Below are 18,954 nucleotides of genomic sequence, written 5' to 3'. Positions count from 1 at the left end.
TGGTGGAGGGTTCGATGCATCGAGGACGAAACCTCTGGGCGGCCGGGGTTCTGGCCGCGATGACAGTCATGACGACGGTGGCCGGCTGCGGCGCGGCCACACCGGAACGGGACGCCGGGCGTCCGCTCACGCCCGTGTCGGACAGCCTGTCGCCGGGGTCCGGGTCGCCGCCGCGCCGGGACGTGCTGGCGCCGGACGAACTGCCGCGCGATGTGCTGCCGGGTGACGAACTGCCGCGCGATGTGCTGCCGGGTGACGAGCCGCCGGCCGATCCGGGTGCCGGCAGTGGTGCCCGGCCGCGGGGCCGGCGGGCCGGGGACGGCAACCGGCGGACCGGGTCGAAAGACGGGTGGGGCGCCGACCCGCCGGGCTGGACCGGCTCGCCGCGGCGGGGTGTGGACGCTCGGACCGGCGATCCGGCTTTGATGCCTTCGCAGCCGTCGCCCACGGTGACCGGAAATGCCCAACCGCCACCGTCGGCGAAGCCGAAGCGGCCGAAGAAGCCGAAGAAGACCACGCCGGCCACCGGTCCGACCGCCCCCACCGATCAGACCGCGGCGGATCCGCCCGCCGACGCCGGACAGACCGAGAGTTGCGGCGGCTCGGCGTGCCGGTGACCCCGGCCCGCGCCGCCGCGGACTGGCGTCGGCGCCTGGACGCACTCGGCGCCCGCACGATGACCGTGGTCGGTGACTGGATCGCGCCCAGCCCCCGGCCCGGCCCGTCCGACGGGCACGTCAAAGCCCTGGTCACGGTCGTGGCACTGGTCGGCGGGGTGGTCCCGATCCTGGTCATGGCACTGACCTGGGCGATGCGGCCCAAGGTCGAGGACCACCATCGACTGTGTACGACCCCGGCCGGTGAACGCCTCGGCTACGTGGTCGCCGACCGCCCCGCCGACGATCGGTACCGGCCGGCGGCCCAGTGCAACTCGACCGGCGCGGAGAACGCCGTGCGGCGCACCGGGATCGGGCGCTACGAGGTCACCCTCGCCGGCCTGGGCACCGGCGGGGGAGCGGCCGAGGTGACCCCGGTAACCACCGATGACCGGATCTGCACACTGCTGGACTGGTCCGCGGACTCGGCGGACGAGCGGCTGCGGGTGGGCTGCTTCGATCGGGCCGGCCGGGCGGCGGACAGCGGATTCACCGCCGGGTTCTGGACCGCCCGCGGTAGGGCGCCCGCCGCCTACCTGCGCCTGGGCGACCCGGGCCGGACCAGCCAGACGGCTCAGGACGAGTACAGCTTCAACTCGGCGGACGGACTGAACTCGGCGGACCGCGGGGACGTCGGCTCCTACGTCGTGTCGTTCGGCGGCCTGGACGGTGTCGCGGGCGGTGCGGTGAAGGTGACCGCGGTGGGAGACGCGGCGACGGTCTGCGCCGTCGAAGGCTGGTCGGGTGATCAGGAGAATCGGTATCTCGCCGTCCGCGTCCACTGCCGGGATGCCGCCGGGCAGCCGATCGACTCGCGGTTCGCGGTGACCTTCGCGGTGGGTCGCCCCACGACGGGTGGGTATGTGCGCGCGGACCGTCCCGGACAGGCCGGGTATGCGGCGACGGGGGACTATCAGTTCAACAGCAGCGGCGGGGCGAACGGGGTGCGGCGCTCGGGGCCGGGCGACTATCGGGTGAGTCTCGGCGGGGTGGTCAGCTCTGGGGGAAGTGCGCAGGTCACGGCGTACGGCTCGACCGTCGACTGCGTCACGACGCCGGCGGGCGGGAATCCGGATGTGCGTGTGGTCTGCCGGGATCCGTCCGGGACACCGATCGACACGGCTTTCGTCCTGATCTATACGGCATGACGCGCTGGTCATGGTGGGTGCGGGCGGTCAGGTCGCCGGGTGCAGGAGCAGGTCGGCGCAGTGGGCCGGTGCGTCGGGGAACGGCAGGTGGCCGCACCCGGGCAGGGGTACGTGGCGGGCGGCGGGCAGCGCCGTGCGGGCGCGAAGCGCCTGGTTGCGGTACGGCAGGACGGCATCGCGGGTGCCCCAGGCGATGGTGACCGGGATGGTCGGCAGCGCGCCGGGGTCGGTGGCGGCCCACGGGGTGAGCCGGCGGAACGCGGATCGGGCGGCGGCGAACCCGGGGGCCGCGGCCAGGGCCCGGGCGGCGGCCAGCGACTCGTCCCGGTCGAGCCGGCCCGGGTGGGCGTAGAAGATCGAGCACAGTGCGGCCCGGCCGGCCGGGGTGGCCATCAGGCGGGGGAGCAGCGGGTCGAGGGCGGTGGCGCCGGCCCGGGCGGCGGTGACGATGAAGCGGCACCAGCGGCCGCCGCCGGTGGGCCAGAAGCCGATCGGGGAGAACGCGGTGACCGTGCGGGCCCGGCCGCGGCGGCCGAGTTCCAGGGCGATGCCACCGCCCATCGAGCTGCCACCGACCTCGACGGTGTCCAGGCCGAGCGAGTCCAGAAAAGCCTCGACCTGATCGGCGAGATGCCGCACCGAGCCGGGCCCGTCCGGGGATGCCGGGGCGGGGCGCGGCACCGGGCCCGGCACCGCGGCCGGGGGCCACGGCGGCGAGGCGCCGAAGCCGGGAAGGTCCACGCTGATGACGTCGCGGTGCGGGCTCAGCAGGGGCAGCAGGGGCAGCCAGACCTGCCAGTGGCTGCCCAGCCCGTGGATCAGCAGCAGTGGGGCCCCGGAGCCGCGACGGTCATGGATCATCGGTGCACCATGCCGGCCCGCGGTCCGCAAAGATACCGCCGGGCGGGCGGATTCGCGCAGGCAGCAAGGAGCGGAACCCGTTGTTGACATGTTGCCAATAAGGGCGTGATGCTACGGCGATGTCGTTCGACTACGACGTCCTCATCATCGGGTCCGGGTTCGGCGGCAGCGTGAGCGCGCTGCGGCTGACCGAGAAGGGCTACCGGGTGGGCGTCCTCGAGGCCGGTCGCCGGTTCGCCGACGAGCAGTTCGCCAAGACGTCCTGGCGGCTGCGCGACTATGTCTACGCGCCGGCCCTCGGCTGTTACGGGATCCTCCGGCTGACCCTGCTCAAGAACGTCCTGATCATGTCGGGCGCCGGCGTGGGCGGCGGCTCGCTCGGCTATGCGAACACGCTCTACGAGCCGCCGGACGCGTTCTTCGCCGACCCGCAGTGGGCGGCGATCACCGACTGGAAGCGCGAGCTCGGGCCCTACTACGACCAGGCCAGGCGGATGCTCGGCGTGATCACGAACCCGGTGGAGACCGACGCGGATCGGGCTTTGCGAGCCGTGGCGGAGGATCTCGGCGTCGGGCACACCTATCGGCGTACCCCCGTGGGCGTGTTTTTCGGCCGGGACGGCAGCGAACCCGGCGCCGAGGCGCCGGACCCGTTCTTCGGCGGCGCCGGACCGGCCCGGCGCGGCTGCACACTGTGCGGCTCGTGCATGACCGGGTGCCGCGGCAACGCCAAGAACACCCTGGTCAAAAACTATCTGTACCTGGCCGAGCGGGCCGGCGCGCGGGTCCACGAGCTGACCACGGTGCGTAACGTGCGGCCGCTGCCCGGCGGTGGCTACGCGGTCGCCACCCGGCGCACCGGCGGGCTGCGGCGGTCCACCCTCACCGCCCGGCAGGTGATCTTCGCGGCCGGGGCGCTCGGCACCCAGCGGCTGCTGCACCGGTTGCGCGACCGGGGCAGCCTGCCCGCGGTCTCGCCGCGGCTCGGCGAGCTGAGCCGCACCAACTCCGAGTCGATCCTGGGCGCGCGCACCCGGCGCCGGGACCGCGACTACAGCCACGGCGTCGCGATCACCTCGTCGATCCACCCGGACCCGGTGACCCATGTCGAGCCGGTCCGATACGGCCCGGGCAGCAACCTGCTCGCGCTGCTGTCCACCGTGCTGGTCGACGACACCGGCCGCGGCCCGCGCTGGTGGGCCGGCCTGCGGCAACTCGCCACGGCCGGGCGCGACCTGCGTCTGTATCTGTCGCCGCGGGACTGGTCGCGGCAGACCGTGGTGCTGCTCGCCATGCAGCCGCTGGACAATTCGATCACCGTCTTCCGCCGCCGGGGACGGCTCACCAGCCGACCCGGGGTGGGCGAGCCGAACCCCGCATGGGTTCCGGCCGCGCACGAGGTGGCCCGCCGGACCGCGGAAAAGGTGGACGGGGTGCCGCTCGGGTCGTATACCGCATGGGTGGGCAAGCCGGTGACCGGTCATTTCATCGGCGGCTGCGCGATCGGCGCCGACCCGGAGTCCGGCGTGGTCGATCCGTATCATCGGCTGTTCGGGCATCCCGGCCTGCACGTGATCGACGGATCGGTGGTGGCCGCCAATCTGGGTGTCAACCCGTCGCTGACGATCACCGCGCTGGCCGAACGCGCGGTCGCGCTGTGGCCCAACAACGGCGAAGAGGACACCCGCCCGCCGATCGGTCACGGTTATCTCGGCATCGGTCCGACGGCGCCGGTACGCCCCGCCGTGCCACCGTCCGCACCCGGTGCCCTCCGCTTCCCGGGGGTGGCCCGATGACCCGCATCCTCGTCATCGGCGCCGGCTTCGGCGGGGTGGCCGCGGCGAACGCCCTGCTCAAAGCCGGGTTCACCGACATCACCCTGATCGAGAAGGCGGACCGTCCCGGCGGGGTGTGGCGCGACAACCGCTATCCCGGCTGCGCGTGCGACATCCCGGCGCCGCTCTACTCGTACTCGTACGCCCCGAATGCGGCCTGGACCCGCCGCTTCCCGCCGCAGCCGGAGATCCTGGACTACCTCGAACGCTGCGTGTCCGCATTCGGTCTCACCGGCCGGGTCCGGTTCGGCACCGAGGTGAGCGCCGCCGACTGGACCGGCTCGGCCTGGCAGGTGACGCTCGCGGACGGCGAGATCCTGGAGGCCGACGTGCTGATCCCGGCCGTCGGGCAGCTGTCCCGGCCGGTCATCCCTCGGCTGCCCGGCACGTTCGGCGGGCCCGCGATGCACACCGCTCGATGGGACGCGTCGGTGCCGATCGAGGGCCGGCGGGTCGCCGTGATCGGCACCGGGGCCAGCGTGATCCAGCTCGTGCCGGCCATCGCGGGACGGGCCGCGCACGTCACGGTCTTCCAGCGCAGCGCCCCGTGGACGCTGCCCAAACCGGACCGGCGCTACGGGCGGACCCGCCGGAGGCTGTACGAGATGGCCCCCGTCCTGATGGCGCCGTCCCGCGCCGGAACGTGGCTGATGACCGTGGTGACCGGGCTTGCGGTGACCGGCAACCGGGCCGCCGGCGCGCTGCTGCACGGGCTGTCCCGGGCCCAGCGCCGTTGGCAGGTACGCGACCCGGAACTGCGCCGCAAGGTCACCCCGGACGAGCCGATGGGCTGCAAACGGGTGCTGTTCACCAACGCCTGGTATCCGGCGCTGGCCCGCCCCGACGTCGACCTGGTCACCGAGAAGATCGTCGAGGTGACCGAGAACGGCATCCGCACCGCGGACGGTGCCGACCATCCGTGCGACGTGATCGTCTACGGCACCGGCTTCGCGGCCACCGACTTCCTGGTCCCGATCCGGGTCACCGGCCGCGCCGGGACCTCGCTGGACGAGGCGTGGCGGGACGGGGCACACGCGTACCTGGGAATGGCCGTTCCGGGATTTCCCAACATGTTCCTGGTGTACGGCCCGAACACGAACACCGGGAACACGTCCGTGGTCTTCTTCCACGAGGCCCAGGCCCGCTGGATCGCGCAGGCCGTCCGGCGGATCGCGCGGAGCCGGCAACCGCTGGAGGTACGCCCGGAGGTGGCCGCCGCCTACGACGAGGAAATGCAGGGCCGGCTCGCCGGAAGTGTCTGGGCGGCCTGCCAGAGCTGGTACCGCACCGCGTCCGGCCGCATCGTGACCAACTGGCCCGGAATGGCCGCCGAATACCGCCGCCGCACCGCCCGCCTGAACCCGGCCGACTTCCGGTGACCGGCCGCGACGGCTCACCGCCACCGCATGCCCGGGACCGCGTCGGGCGTCGCGCCGCCGGGCGCCGGCCGTCCCGCCGTCGTGGGGCTGACCGGCTGCCGGACCAGCCAGCGGGGCCCGGCGGTGCCCGGACTCAGCGCGCGGTCGTGGCGGTGACGTAGGTGTCGATCTCGGTGAGCAGGGCGGACCTGCCCGTGGCGTCGAGGAACGAGTAGCGGACCGCCTGCCGGGCCAGGTCGGCGACGCCGTGCTCGTCCAGGCCGAGCAGGTCCGCGGCCACCTGATACTCGTGGTTGAGGGTGGTGGAGAACATCGGCGGGTCGTCGGAGTTGACGGTGACCGGCACCCCGGCCGCGACCAGTGCCGGGAGGGGATGCTCGGCCAGGGACGGCACCGACCGGGTGCAGACGTTGGAGGTCGGGCAGACCTCCAGGGCGATGTCGTGCTCGCGCAGGTAGGCCATCAGTTCCGGATCGCGCGCGGCGGCGATGCCGTGGCCGATGCGTTCCGCGCCGAGGTGGTGCAGCGCGTCCCAGACGGTCTGCGGGCCGGTCGACTCGCCGGCGTGCGGCACGCTGCGCAGCCCGGCGGCCCGCGCGGCGGCGAAATGGCCGGCGTAACTCTCCCGGGAGATGCCGGCTTCCGGGCCGCCCAGCCCGAAGCTGACCAGGCCGTCCGGCCGCTGCCGGAGCGCCACGTCGAGGGTCACGTCGGCGCCGGTCATGGTCGGCTCGCCGGGAATGTCGAAACACCAGCGCAGTTCCACGCCGTGGTCACGGGCGACCCGTCGCCGGGCGTCCTCCACCGCCTCGCAGTACGCCTCGGCCGGGATGCCGCGGACCACCGAGGAGTACGGGGTCAGCGTCAGCTCCGCGTACCGCACCGACTGCCCGGCCAGACCGGCGCCGATGTCGTAGGTGAGCGTGGCCACGTCCTCGGCGTCGCGGATCAGATCCACAACCGACAGATACACCTCGATGAAATGCGCGAAGTCGGTGAAGGTGAAGTACTCCGCGAGCAGGGCCGGGTCGGCCGGCACCGAGGTGCTCCCGGCGTGCCGCTCGGCCAGACGCGCCACGGTCCGCGGTGTCGCCGAGCCGACGTGGTGCACGTGCAGCTCCACCTTGGGCAGGCCGGCGATGAATCCGGTCAGGTCCGATGCCATGAATGCGTCCCCCACAGGTCGTCCGCCGGGGGCACGCGTCCAGGGCAGCCTCCGGCGGGAGGCGCCCTTGCGACCAGGGACAGGCCGAGCGTGGCGGATGAAACATCCGTCGCAGCGCCCCTCGACCCGCACCCGGACGCTAACAAGGCCCGCTCTGCGCGGCAATCCGCCCACCGGGTCCCTCCGGAAACGAAACCGGTGAGCAGCCCGAGCCGAGCGTGATGACGAGGGGCGACGGCGCCGCGCAGACGGATGAGCCGGGTCAGCGGCTGGTGGTGATCTCGGCGGCCGCCGCCGTCTCCGACGGCTCCTCCGGGACTTTCGTACGGCGGAGAGCCGCGGCCGCGACCAGTAGACAGAGACCCGCACCGACGAGCACCAGACGGTAGTCGAGGACGGCGATGAGGACGGCGCCGAGGGCGAGGCCGGCGGTCTGCGGCCCGGTGAACTGCGGTGCGCGGTGCAGACCCTGGCTGATGACGGCGTAGCCGGTCGCATCGCCGCCGCCGCCGACGGCGAAGGCCGCGAGGACGCTGGCGAGCGTCACGCGTCGCAGCGGCGGACTTCCGGAGAGGAATCGGAAGCCGGCACCGAGCTCGGTGGTGATCCGGCGCAGGGGGTGCATGGGGATCGCCCGTGCTGCGGCGGCATCGACGGGCCGGGGCTCGGCGATCCGGGTCCGCCAGTGATCAAGGAGCACCTGATCGAGCGCCTACGCCGCGGGTGAATTTCGGGTCGTCCCCCCGCACGTCGGGTTTCAGAGGACCGTGAGCAGAGGCCGGGCCGGGAGGAGCGGGACCGCGTCGGGTGGGGTGGGGCGGTTGAGGTGGTAGCCCTGCAACAGGTCGACGCCGGCCCGGGCCAGGTCGGCCGCGGTGGGTTCGTCCTCGACGCCCTCGGCGACGACCTTCATGCCGAGGGCCTTCGCGATGGCGATCACCGAGTCGATGATCGTGGCGTGCGCCGGGGAGTCGTGCATCTGGACGACGAACGAGCGGTCGATCTTCAATTCGTCGATGGGCAGGCGGGGGAGCAGGCCCAGCGACGTGTAGCCGGTGCCGAAGTCGTCGATGGCCACCCGGACGCCGCGCAGGCGCAGGTCGGCCAGCTGGGCGGCGACCTCGTCGGGGCGGGCCAGCACGGCGGTCTCGGTGATCTCGACGGTGAGCAGTTCGGCGGGGAGCTGTTCGAGGTCGAGCATGGCCAGGATGGTGGGTACGGCGCGGGCCTGGGCCAGGTAGGCGGCCGGCAGGTTGACCGAGACGGGCACGTGGTGACCGGCCCGTTTCCACAGGGCGGCCTGGTGCAGGGCTTCGGCCAGCACCCAGTCGGTGAGTTCCAGGATGACGTCGGAACGTTCCGCGTCGGGCAGGAACACGCCCGGGGGCAGCAGGCCGCGCTGCGGGTGCTGCCAGCGGACCAGGGCCTCGACGCCGTTGATCTCGCGGGTGACGGCGTCGTGCAGCGGCTGGTAGTGCAGGCGCAGGTGGCCGCTCTTCAGGCCGGTGCGCAGCTCGGTGAGCTGGCGCAGGTCGACACGCTGGGTGGAGTCCAGGCCGGGGGTCCAGGAGACGACGCCGGTGCGGTCCTGCTTGGCGCGGCGCATGGCGGCCGCGGCGCGGCGCTGGACGACCTGGATGTCGTGGTGGTCGGCGGGGCTGACGCCGATGCTGACCTCGACGCCGATCGGCAGGCCGTCGACGGTGTGCGGGCCGCGCAGACCGGCCGCGATGTGCCGGCCCATCGACTGCGGGGTGTGGCCGGCCGGCAGGTCGCCGAGCAGCACCAGGAACTGGTCGCCGTCGAGACGGGCGGCCAGGTCGCCGGGGCCGTGCGCGGCGCTCAGCGCGACCGCCACCCGGTGCAGCAGGATGTCGGCGCCGTGGTGGCCCAGCACGTCGTTGGCGTCCTGGAACCGGTCCAGGCCCAGGTGCAGAACGGCGACCAGGGTGCCGGCGTCGAGACGGCGCTGGCCCTCGGCGGCGATCAGGCTGCGGTTCGGCAGGCCGGTCAGCTGGTCGGTGCGGGACAGTTTGGCGTAGCGACCGGCCATCGCGGACAGCAGCTCCATCATCGGGGCGATGCCGCAGCGGCCGTCCGGCCAGACGACCAGGACCGGCTCCTCGCGGTCGCCGCCCTTGCGGGCCAGGGCGGCCTCGGCGGCGACGTCGATGTCGGTGTCGGCGGGCAGCGCGAGCGAGTCCGCGCCGGCCAGGTCGGCCAGGGTGCCGCGAACCGTGAGGGCCCGCCCGAAACCCAGCCGGCCGGTCGTCGTGCGGTTCAGCGCGATCCGGCTGACCAGGCGGTATCCGGTGTCGGTGGCGACGATGACGCCGGGCGTCAGCTGCTCGGCGTGCAGCATCGCCTCGACCTCGCTGATCGGGGTGGCGGCCGGCATCGGCGCGGTCGGAATGCCGATCTCACCGAGCTTGCGCGGCAGCCGCGGAGTGGCCGTCACGAGCGGCCGGCCCGGGAGCGGAGGCCGCGGGGCGGGAGCGGAGCGGCGGTCACGAGCGGCCGACCAGGCAGCGGAGCGGCGGTCACGAGCGGCCGACCCGGCAGCGGAGCGGCGGTCACGAGCGGCCGACCCGGAAGCAGGCGCCGTCGACCTGGCCGTCGGGACGCGGGCGCAGCCGGACCCAGAGCCGCCCGCCCCCCGGCCCGGCGGCCGCGCACTCGGCGTCGGCGGGCCGCCCGTCCCGGGCCGCCGCCCAGCACCGGGCCAGTTCGTCGTGGTCGGCCGGGTCGATCAGCGCGACGAGGTCGGCGACCGGCGCGCCGGCGTCGGCGGCCGCGGTGAACGACAGCGGGGCCAGCCGGTGGGTCAGGTCCTCCAGCTCGTGCCGGGTGCCGGCCAGGCGCACCTCGGTGGCGTGCTCGCGGGTCTGGTCGAGCAGCATGCCGTCCCAGACGGTGGCGCCGCCCGGCTCCCGGTGCGGGCGGGCGACGCCGTACAGCCAACGGCGCTGCCCGTCGTGCCGGACGATCGCGCCGCGCCACTCCCACGGCTCCAGGGTGGCCGCCGACTCGCGGACCGAGGCCCGGTACGACTCGCGGTGCTCCTCGGCGATGTAGGTGATCAGGTCGGCCTCGGTGCCGCCGACGATCTGTTCCGGCGCCAGGCCGTAGAGGTCGCGGCAGGCCGCGGAGACGAAGGTGAACGCGCCCGTGCCGTCCGGCTCGATCCGGAACTGGTACAGCATGCCCGGCGCGTTGTTCACCGTGCTGCGGAACCGTTCCTCGCCGGCGGCCAGTGCGGCCTCGGTGCGGCGGCGGGCGGTGTCGTCGATGGCGATCGTGCAGACGCCGTACACCGAGCCGTCCGGGTCGGCGAGCGGGACCCGGGTCACCACGTACTCCCGGATGTCGTCGCCGAACGGAAGCTGTTCCAGGACGGTCCGGGCGGCGCCCGAGCCGGCCACCTCGACGTCGTGCGCGCGGCTGCCGGCGGCGATCGCGGCGGGCAGCACGTCGGCCTCCTCGCGGCCCACCATGTCGGCGGCCGACACCTGGAACACCCGCTCGTATTCGCCGTTGACGAACAGGTAGCGGCCGTCCAGGTCCTTGGCCGAGATCACCGCGGTGGTGTGCTGCAGAATCGCGTTGATCAGCTGGTTGCTGCGCTGCAGCTCCTGCCGGGCCTGGTGCCATTCGGTCTGGTCGGAGATGAACGCGCAGAAGCCGTCCGGGCCGAGCGAGTCCAGGGTCATCGACACGGTCAGCTCGGAGCCGTCCCGGTGCACGGCCGGCGCCTCGAATCGGTGGCCCAGGTCGGGGCCGTCACCGAGGGCGAGCCGGCGGGCGAATCCGGCGTTGTGCGCGGACCGCAGGGCCGGCGGGATGATGGTGTCGGCGAGCGGTCGCCCGATCACCTCGTCCCGGGGCCAGCCGAAGAGGCGTTCCGCGGCTTCGTTCCAGTCCTGGATCCGGCCGGCCCGGTCGATGTGCAGGTAGGCCAGCGAGCAGGCGCCCACGGCCCGGTTCCGGCCGTCGGCCACCGGCTGCTCGGTGATCTGCGGGGTCAACACCCCCGCATCATCGGGCCGCCGGTGGCCGACCTGAGTCTTAGCTCAACCGGAAGACGGTCCCGGTCTTCGCGGTGCCGATCGCCCCCTTGTCGACCCGCAGGAACAGCGCGGGGTCGGCGGCGGTGCGGATCGTCACGCCGCCGCGGGCCGGGATCCGGCGCACCGGGGTGCCGGCCGGGTCGAGCCGGACCGAGGTCCCGTCGATGCGGACGGACAGTGACGGTTTGTCGACCGACCGGATGGTCTCCGTGCCGTCGGCGGCGGCGACGAAGCGGAACTGGGTGGCGCCCAGGTCCTCCGGTGCCGGCGCCATCTCCAGGGAGGTCGTGCCGTGGTGCAGGAAGTCCCGGCCGGCGGACAGCCGCACGATCGGCCCGCCGTCTCCCACCGGTACGCCGAACAGCGGCGTCCCGTCCGGATGCCAGTACAGCTTCTGCACCCTGGTGTGCCGGTTCGGGTCGTACAGCGGATCGCCGTTGATCTGTGGGTAGTCCCGCGCGTGGTAGACGAGCACGTCGGTCCGGCCGTCCTCGGCCACGGTGAAGCTGTTGTGCCCGGGACCCCACCGTTGGGTGTCGTCGTCGCTGGTGAAGATCGGGTCGGGGCTCTTCACCCAGCTCGCCCGGTCCAGCAGGTTCGCGTGCGCGTCCGCGGTGAGCAGCCCCATGCAGTAGTTGGCGTCGGTGGCGCTGGCCGAGAAGGTGAGGAACACCCGTCCGTTGCGGACCAGCACGGCCGGCCCCTCGTTCACCTTGAAGCCCTGGATCTCCCAGGTCTTCGTCGGCGTGGTCAGCCGTACCGGTTTCGTCCGGAGCGTCCACGGGTTGGCCAGCTCGGCGATGTAGATGCTGGTGTTGACCGCGATCTCCGGCTCGCTCTGCGCCCACACCAGGTACTGCCGGCCGCGGTGGGCGAAGGTGGTGGCGTCCAGCGCGAAGCTGTCCCACTCCAGAGCGATCTCACCCTTGAGCACCCAGCCGGACGGGTCGAGCGGGTCGGCGAGCGACGACTCGAGCACCCACGGCCGGATGTGCCAGATGTCGTCGGCGGTGCTCTTGGTGAAGTAGACGTACCACTTGTCGTCGATGCGGTGCAGCTCCGGAGCCCAGATGAAACCGTTGTTCGGCTGGGTCCAGATGGTGGTCTCGGTGGCGGTGGTCAACCCGGCCAGGGTCGGCGAGCCGCGCAGCACCACCCTGTCGTACGCCGGCACCGAGCCGGTGAAGTAGTACTTCCCGTCGTACCGCCGGCTGATGAACGGGTCGGCCCGCTGGCTGATCAGCGGCTGGGCGGTCGGCACGCCGTAGATCTCGGCGTCGTTGAGCACCGGGTCGGCGTGCGGCGCGCCCTCGGCGCCGGCGGGCAGGACGGTGGTCAGCGCCCCGGCGGCGCCGCCCAGCAGAAGAGTCCGGCGATTCATGATGGGTCTCCTCATCGGGTCCGGATGCGCAGGAAGGTGACCGAATCGGCCGGGAACTCCCGGGTGAAGCTCGACGCGACACCGTGGATGGTGCTGGTCACCGGCTGGATCGGCTCGGCGGTGCGGGTATTCTGCTCGCCCGGGTCACCGGCCAGGACGGTCATCCTCGCGGTGCCGGCGACCTTGCGGTTGCCCAGGTCGATCCTGGTCAGGGCCGGCTTGTCCTGGGCGTTGACCACCTTGACGATCAGCTCGCCGGTCTTCGCGTCGGTGGTGACGACCTGGGCGAACGGCTCGGTCACCGCGTTGTCGTCGAAGCTGCCCCACTCGGCGCCGTCCAGGTACAGGGTCACCCTGGTGCCCCGGACGGAGACTCTCAGGTCGTACGTCTGACCGGTCTTGATCGTGTTGGGCCTGGTGAGCAGCTGCTCCTTGGCCGAGGTGACCCCCTTCTCGACCGCGCCCTGGGTGTTGTTCCAGCCGCCCAGGTTCCACCAGTAGAAGTTGCCCGTCTGCTGGATGCCGAAGGCGACCAGGAAACCCTCGGAGCCGGTCTGCTTGGTGGCCTTGAGCGTGTAGTCGTAGTCGGTGTCCGTGATGGTCGCCGCCTTGACCATGGTGTCCTCGGTGTCCGTGGTGGTCTGTGCGTACCCGCCATCGGTCACCGTCCAGGTGCCGCGCGGCTGCACCGCGGTCCAACCGTCGGCATCGCCGTCGCCGAAGTCGTCGCTGAAGATCGTGGTCCCGTCCGGGCGGGTGACCTTCACGTCGTCGTACGTGGCGGCGGTCCGCCAGGTGGACAGCCCGATCGCTCCGGTGATCGGCTTCGGCCGCACCACACCGCCACCGGTGACCGTGCTCGGCACCACCCGGTCACCGACGTTGTTCATGAACAGCTTCTGCATCTGATAGCTGGTCGAACCCCACGACTCGTCGTTGTCGAACCAGATCATGTCCGGTTTCCACTGCACGTTGTCAATGTTGGCCAGCAGCGGCGCGTAGGACGCCATCTTCACCACGTCGGCATTGCGTTCCAGGCCGGTCATGTAGGCCGCCTCGGCGAGCGAGTTGGCGAACCTGGCGTCCAGCGACGCGTATTCACCGAGAAAAACCTTGGGACCATTACGGTCGTACGAGTCGTACCGCCCGTTGTTCTGCAGGAACCAGGATGGGCTGTTGTAGTAGTGCTCGTCGACCATGTCCGTGTGGTTCGCCCTGTTCTTGGCCCACAGGTTCTCGAACGTGCCACCCTGGTCGTCCGGCCCGGAATTGCCGACCAGCGTGATCGACGGGTATTTCGCCTTGATCGCGGCCTGGAACCGGAGGAAGTTCGCGAAGTACTGCTCCGGCAGATTCTCCTCGTTGCCGATCGCGATGGTGGTCAGCCCGAACGGCTTCGGGTGCCCCATCTGTGCCCGCACCCTGCCCCAGGTCGAGTCCTTCGGCCCGTTGGCGAACTCGATCAGGTCGAGCGCGTCCTGGACGTGCCGCTGCAGCAGCGCGTCGTCGACCGTCGCCCGATTCTGCCCGCAGCCGGTGACCAGGGCCGGCAGCACCGGCAGCGGCATCGCCCCGAGATCCTCGGCGAACTGGAAGTATTCGTAGTAGCCCAGGCCGTACGACTGGTTGTAGCCCCAGAAGTTCTTGTTCGTGGCGCGGGTCTCGACCGGGCCGACCGTGTCCTTCCACTGGTACGCCCGGGCCCGCGGGTAGTTGTTCGCCGCGTCGTAGGAGTACATGCTGCCGGTGTTGACCAGGCAGCCGCCGGGGAAGCGGACGAAGCCCGGGTGCAGGGCGGCGATCTTCTCGGCGAGGTCGTCGCGCAGGCCGTTCCGGCGGCCCTTGAAGGTGTCCCGGGGGAACAGCGAGACCTCGTCCACCTTGACCGGCGCCGAGCTGGAGACGGTCAGCCGACCCCGGTCGGTGGTGGCCCCGGCTTTCAGTGTCGCGGTGTACTTCTTCCAGGTGTCGCCGCTGACCGCGATGGTCCCGGTGACCCCGCCGAGCTCGATCGTCAGCAAGGCGGTGCCCCGCGCCCACACCGAAAAATCGTACAAATCATTCTTTTGTACGGCGATGCCGCTGTTGTAGCCCGCGTTCGTCACGCTGCCGTCGAGGGCGAGATAGTTCCGGTTGCGCTCGTTGAGCCGCTGGTCGTCGTCGACGACGGTGGCCGACCCGGTGGCGGTCCACCCGGTCAGCCCGGTGAAGCCGGCCGCGTCGGCCGAGGTGAACTCGAACGACCGGTTGCGCACCAGCTCGGCGTACAGCCCGCCGTCCGCCGCGTAGTTGATGTCCTCGAAGAACACGCCGTACTGCTGCCGGGACAGCGCCGCGCCGTCGGCCTGCGGACTCACCTTGATCGTGTAATCCGGCTGGACCGGGGACGCCGAGACCGGCGGCGCGACCGCCAGCGGAAGTGACACCAGGACGGCGGCGACGCCGACCAGGCGGGAACGGATGCGGGGCATGAGGGGTCCTCCACCGAGATGTCGGGGATGTTTCCGTGCGGGGCGCTTTGCAATGTGTACGCAAACATCGAGACCCCTGTCAAGAGCAGTAAGTCGATGTCTTGCCCGCTGAGAACAGTATTGTTAGCGTTAACGCAGCCGATCCGCTACACGGCTTCCACAGGCCGGTTTACTGTCAATTGCGGACACCCCGCCACCCCCGACCATTCAGATCCGGTTGCGCCGGTACGCCGTCAGCCCGCGAACCGTCCCGCTCACCCCACCCGGAACGCTTCCGCGACGGGCCTGACTTTCCCTCCGACGTCGAGTTCGCGCCGGCAGTCGCCACCCGGCTCGATCCGCGCGGCGGTCGAGGGCTGCCGGCGGGACCGGTGGTTTCGCGGCGGGGAGTGGAGTCGGTGCGGTGGGCCGGTGGGCGTCGGTTAGGTTCCTCGGGTGGAGCTGAATGTGTCGGTGGCGGACGGGGTGGCGCTGCTGGAGATGCGGCGGCCGCCGGCGAACCACTTCGATGAGGAGCTGATCGGGCGGATCGTCGAGGCGGCGTTCGCGCTCGATGAGGATCCGGCGTGCCGGGTGATCGTGCTGGCGTCCGAGGGGAAGCACTTCTGCGCCGGGGCGGATTTCGGCGGGGGTGACTTCGGGCGGGATCATGTGGATGCGGCGGCGCGGCTCTATCGGCGGGCCATGCAGCTGTTCGACGTGCGGACGCCGATGGTGGCGGCCGTGCAGGGGACCGCGGTGGGTGGCGGGCTGGGGCTGGCGTGCGCGGCGGATTTCCGGGTGGCGGAGCCGGGGACGCGGTTCGTGGCGAACTTCGCGAAGCTCGGATTCCACGCCGGCTTCGGGCTCAGCGTGACGCTGCCGGAGCTCATCGGGCGGCAGAAGGCGACCGACATGATGCTGACCGCGCGGCGGGTCGGTGGGGACGAGGCGTACCGGATCGGGCTGGCGGACCGGCTCGCCGAACCGGGGCGGGTGCGGGACGCGGCCCGGGCGCTGGCGACCGAGATCGCCGGGGCGGCGCCGCTGGCGGTGCGGTCGATGCGGGCGACGCTGCGCGGCGACCTGGCCGACCGGGTGCGACGGGCGCTCGATCACGAACTGGCCGAACAGAAGATCCACTGGGCGACGAAGGACAGCGCGGAGGGCATCACGGCCAGCCTCGCCCGCCGCGCGCCGGTCTTCACCGGCGAATGACGGCGGCCGCCCCGGCGCCGCCGAGACGAGCGGTTCGAGGGCCGGAAGAGGGAGATCAGCGTGGCGCCGGGTGGCGCCGTCAGTGGCCGGTGGGGAAGCGGACCAGCATCGCCACGCCCGGGTCGCGGGCCTCGGCGGTGATCCGGCCGCCGTGTGCCTGGACCAGCTGGCGGACGATCCACAGGCCGAGGCCGACGCCGCCCGGCCCGCTGACCGCGAACTGTTCGAACAGGGGTGTCGCGCAGCGCGTCCGGGATGCCCGGCCCGTGGTCGCGGACCTCCAGCCGGTCCGTGTCGCCGTCCCGGCCGAAACGGATCACCACCGGCGGGCCGCCGTACCGGAGCGCGTTGGCCACCAGGTTGAGCAGGATCTGCTCGAAGCGCTGCTTGTCGACACACACCGTGGCCGACGCGGAGATCTCGACCTCGATCTCCTCGTCCGCCCGGACGTAGGTCAGCGCGTCCCGCACCAGTTCCTCGGCCGCATGTGGGCGCAGGTCGAGGGTGAGGTGGCCGGTGCGGTCGATGCGCTGCACGTCGAGCAGGCCGTCGGCGAGCCGGGTCAGCCGGGCGGTCTGGCGCAGCGCCACGTCGAGCATGCCGGCGTCGGTGCCGGTAGCCTCGGCGCGCAGTTCCTCAAGGACGATCTGCACCGCGCTCAGCGGGGTGCGCACGTCGTGGGCGAGGGTGTTGACCATGGCGGCGCGCCAGCGTTCGATCCGGGACAGGCGCTCCCGGTCGTCGCGCAGGTGCCGGGCCTGTGCCTCGATGAGCAGGCCGACGACCAGGGCGATCGGCATCAGCACGGCGGCGCTGCCGGTCACGAACGGTGGCTGCCCGGTGAGGATCAGCGGCAGCAGGTACGCGATGGTGGCCGGCGCCAGAAAGGCCAGCAGGATCCAGCGCGGGAAGTGCAGCGCCGCCCACGCGAAGATCAGCACCAGGAACGGGCCGGTGCCGCTGGCCACCCCGCCGAACGACCAGGTGGCGAACCCGAGCACGGCGAAAGCGGGCAACCCGAGCAGAGCCGGGGCGTGCCGGGGCAGCCGGCCCCACGGCATCAGCGCCGCGGGCACGGCGACGACCAGATCGCACACGGCGACGGCGGCCAGGCGCGCCGTCCGGTCCGGCTCGACGGCGACCCCGACGAGGGCGAGCAGGCCGGCCACGACCAGGAGTGCGGCGCACTGCCGGGCCGCGGCGCGCGGCCCGGACCCGAGCAGGCGGAACGGTCCGAGCTGGTCTACATGGCCAACCTAGGCGACCCGGTTGCGCAGCGGACGGCCGTCGCGGAAGGCGGCCAGGTTTTCCTCGATCAGGCGGGCCGCGCCCAGCGGGCGGCCGCCGGCTGCGTGCGGGGTGATGATCACGTTGGGTTCGTCCCACAGGCCGGAGGCGGGCGGCAGCGGCTCGGTGACGAAGACGTCCAGGGCGGCACCGGCGATCCGGCCCGCGCGCAGGGCGTCGAGCAGCGCGGCCTCGTCCAGGGTGCTGCCCCGGCCCACGTTGACCACCCAGGCGTGCGGCGGGAACAGGGCGAGGACGCCGGCGTCCAGCACGCCGGCGGTGTCGGCGGCGGCCGGCAGGATCGAGACCAGCACGTCGGCGGTGGGCAGCACCTGCGGGAGGTCGGCCGCGGTGACCACCGGGTAGCCGTGCCGGTCGCCGGCGGTGCGGGCCACCCCGGTGACCCGGGCGCCGAGCGCGGTCAGCAGCGGGGCGAGCGTGGCGGCGATGCCACCGAAGCCCCAGACGACCACGTGCGCGTCCCGCAGCGTCCGGAAGGAATGCTCCTCCCGGACCGGTTGCAGGCCGCCGAGCTCGCCCGCCCAGCGGTGCCCGATCTGCGCCCGGACCAGCAGGTTGAGCCGGCGGGCCGCGGCCAGCAGCAGGGCCAGGGTGTGCTCGGCGACGGTCTGGTCGTGCAGGCCGAGCCCCGCGGTGATCGGCACGCCGGGGGCGAACCCGGCCTGCAGCACCGCGTCCGGACCGGCGGACAGGGTCTGCACCCAGCGCAGCCGGGTGAGGCGGCGTGCCGCGTCGGCCAGCTGCGCCGCGGTGTTGCCCCAGACGACCAGGACGTCGGCGTCGGCGTGCTCCCCGGGGATCGGCGCGGTCGGGGTGTAGGTCACGCCGATGACACCGTCGGGCAGGGTGACGTCGAGCTCCACGGAGTCGGGCAGCAGCACCTTCATGGCCGGAAGCCTACGAGTGGGCGCGCAGGTGGACGCGTTCGCCCTGCGGGCCGAAGAGGTTCAGCACCTCGGCCGGGCCCGGGCCGGGGTTGAGCAGGGCGTGCGGGACCCGGGTGTCGAATTCGGCGGCCTCGCCCGGGGTCAGCAGGATGTCGCGGGGCCCGAGCAGCAGGCGGATCCGGCCGCTCAGCACGTAGATCCACTCGTACCCCTCATGGGTCTGTTGTTCCGGATCGCAGCGGTCCGGGGTGGCCGGAATGATCTGCTTGAAGGCCTGCACGCCGCCGGGTCGGCGGGTCAGCGGGACGTAGGTGTGCCCGTGGCGTTCGATCGGGCGTTGCCGCACCCGTGGGTCGCCGGTCTCCGGCGCGTCGACCAGGTCGTCCAGCGTGACCTGGTACGCCTCGGCGAGCGGAAGCAGCAGTTCCAGGGTGGGCCGGCGGGCGCCGGACTCCAGGCGGGACAGGGTGCTGACGGAGATCCCGGTGGTCTCGGCGAGCCGGGTCAGCGTGATGTTCCGCTTCTGCCGCAGGGCGCGCAGCCGGGGGCCGACCGCGGCCAGGTCCTTTGCCATAACGGCAAAGATACTTGCCGGCCTG

15 protein-coding genes, 1 pseudogene and 1 riboswitch are annotated in these 18,954 nt (G+C 72.5%); of the genes and pseudogenes, 5 read left to right on the top strand and 11 right to left on the bottom strand.

Translation table 11 applies throughout. The annotated features are described in order from the left end of the window. The first annotated feature begins 14 nt into the window (after positions 1 to 14). Positions 15 to 617: a hypothetical protein gene (locus ACSP50_RS27060; protein WP_014692486.1), complete on the top strand. Its 603-nt coding sequence runs from the start codon at positions 15 to 17 to the stop codon at positions 615 to 617. Further along, entirely contained in the window at positions 593 to 1,804 is a 1,212-nt protein-coding gene (locus ACSP50_RS27055) for a hypothetical protein (RefSeq protein WP_043512269.1), read from the top strand. Before ACSP50_RS27060 ends, ACSP50_RS27055 begins: the two co-directional genes overlap by 25 nt. Positions 1,805 to 1,831: 27 nt before the next feature. On the opposite strand, the gene ACSP50_RS27050 is transcribed toward ACSP50_RS27055, so the two are convergent. After that, on the bottom strand, positions 1,832 to 2,665 hold the full coding sequence (locus tag ACSP50_RS27050; protein ID WP_014692484.1) for an alpha/beta fold hydrolase: 834 nt from the start codon (positions 2,663 to 2,665) through the stop codon (positions 1,832 to 1,834). Positions 2,666 to 2,784: 119 nt separating this feature from the next. Between ACSP50_RS27050 and ACSP50_RS27045 the strand changes: the two genes are divergently transcribed. Then, positions 2,785 to 4,461: a GMC oxidoreductase gene (locus ACSP50_RS27045; RefSeq protein WP_014692483.1), complete on the top strand. Its 1,677-nt coding sequence runs from the start codon at positions 2,785 to 2,787 to the stop codon at positions 4,459 to 4,461. Next, entirely contained in the window at positions 4,458 to 5,879 is a 1,422-nt protein-coding gene (locus ACSP50_RS27040; RefSeq protein WP_014692482.1) for an NAD(P)/FAD-dependent oxidoreductase, read from the top strand. The genes ACSP50_RS27045 and ACSP50_RS27040 overlap by 4 nt, the downstream gene beginning before the upstream one ends. 133 nt (positions 5,880 to 6,012) lie before the next feature. On the opposite strand, the gene ACSP50_RS27035 is transcribed toward ACSP50_RS27040, so the two are convergent. The 6 genes from ACSP50_RS27035 to ACSP50_RS27010 form a co-directional block, all read right to left on the bottom strand. Next, positions 6,013 to 7,044 (bottom strand): adenosine deaminase, encoded by a 1,032-nt coding sequence (locus ACSP50_RS27035; RefSeq protein ID WP_014692481.1) that lies wholly within the window; start codon positions 7,042 to 7,044, stop codon positions 6,013 to 6,015. A gap of 52 nt (positions 7,045 to 7,096) precedes the next feature. After that, positions 7,097 to 7,173, bottom strand: a riboswitch (S-adenosyl-L-homocysteine riboswitch). 133 nt (positions 7,174 to 7,306) lie between these two features. Continuing rightward, positions 7,307 to 7,744: a hypothetical protein gene (locus ACSP50_RS27030; protein ID WP_155123634.1), complete on the bottom strand. Its 438-nt coding sequence runs from the start codon at positions 7,742 to 7,744 to the stop codon at positions 7,307 to 7,309. Positions 7,745 to 7,801: 57 nt separating this feature from the next. Next, positions 7,802 to 9,502 (bottom strand): bifunctional diguanylate cyclase/phosphodiesterase, encoded by a 1,701-nt coding sequence (locus ACSP50_RS27025; protein ID WP_014692479.1) that lies wholly within the window; start codon positions 9,500 to 9,502, stop codon positions 7,802 to 7,804. 115 nt (positions 9,503 to 9,617) lie between these two features. Next, positions 9,618 to 11,072 carry a PAS domain S-box protein gene (locus ACSP50_RS27020; RefSeq protein ID WP_014692478.1) on the bottom strand — a complete coding sequence of 485 codons (1,455 nt, stop codon included), beginning with the start codon at positions 11,070 to 11,072 and terminating at the stop codon, positions 9,618 to 9,620. Positions 11,073 to 11,109: 37 nt separating this feature from the next. Continuing rightward, positions 11,110 to 12,492, bottom strand: a complete 1,383-nt coding sequence (locus tag ACSP50_RS27015) for a family 43 glycosylhydrolase (RefSeq protein WP_014692477.1) — start codon at positions 12,490 to 12,492, stop codon at positions 11,110 to 11,112. Between the two features lie 11 nt (positions 12,493 to 12,503). After that, on the bottom strand, positions 12,504 to 14,963 hold the full coding sequence (locus tag ACSP50_RS27010; protein ID WP_014692476.1) for an alpha-L-arabinofuranosidase C-terminal domain-containing protein: 2,460 nt from the start codon (positions 14,961 to 14,963) through the stop codon (positions 12,504 to 12,506). Positions 14,964 to 15,398: 435 nt separating this feature from the next. Between ACSP50_RS27010 and ACSP50_RS27005 the strand changes: the two genes are divergently transcribed. Beyond that, complete coding sequence (locus ACSP50_RS27005) at positions 15,399 to 16,160, top strand: enoyl-CoA hydratase/isomerase family protein (RefSeq protein WP_043512265.1); 762 nt, start codon at positions 15,399 to 15,401, stop codon at positions 16,158 to 16,160. 79 nt (positions 16,161 to 16,239) lie between these two features. Here ACSP50_RS27005 and ACSP50_RS45165 read toward each other — a convergent pair whose 3' ends face one another. The 4 genes and pseudogenes from ACSP50_RS45165 to ACSP50_RS26990 all read right to left on the bottom strand — a co-directional run bounded on the left by ACSP50_RS45165 (position 16,240) and on the right by ACSP50_RS26990 (position 18,929). After that, entirely contained in the window at positions 16,240 to 16,338 is a 99-nt protein-coding gene (locus ACSP50_RS45165; RefSeq protein ID WP_369793964.1) for a hypothetical protein, read from the bottom strand. A 118-nt stretch (positions 16,339 to 16,456) separates the two neighbouring features. Next, positions 16,457 to 16,858: pseudogene (locus ACSP50_RS45160) on the bottom strand (sensor histidine kinase); the annotation flags it as partial. A gap of 558 nt (positions 16,859 to 17,416) precedes the next feature. After that, positions 17,417 to 18,355, bottom strand: coding sequence for an NAD(P)-dependent oxidoreductase (locus ACSP50_RS26995; protein WP_014692473.1), 939 nt, complete (start codon positions 18,353 to 18,355; stop codon positions 17,417 to 17,419). Between the two features lie 10 nt (positions 18,356 to 18,365). Then, a complete protein-coding gene (locus ACSP50_RS26990; protein WP_014692472.1) occupies positions 18,366 to 18,929 on the bottom strand; it encodes a helix-turn-helix domain-containing protein in 564 nt (187 codons plus the stop codon). Positions 18,930 to 18,954 lie beyond the last annotated feature (25 nt).

The sequence above is a fragment of the Actinoplanes sp. SE50/110 genome (assembly GCF_900119315.1).
GTDB lineage: Bacteria > Actinomycetota > Actinomycetes > Mycobacteriales > Micromonosporaceae > Actinoplanes.
The sequence above is the reverse complement of the archived record's forward strand: the minus strand, read 5'-3'. Positions and strand labels throughout refer to the sequence as shown.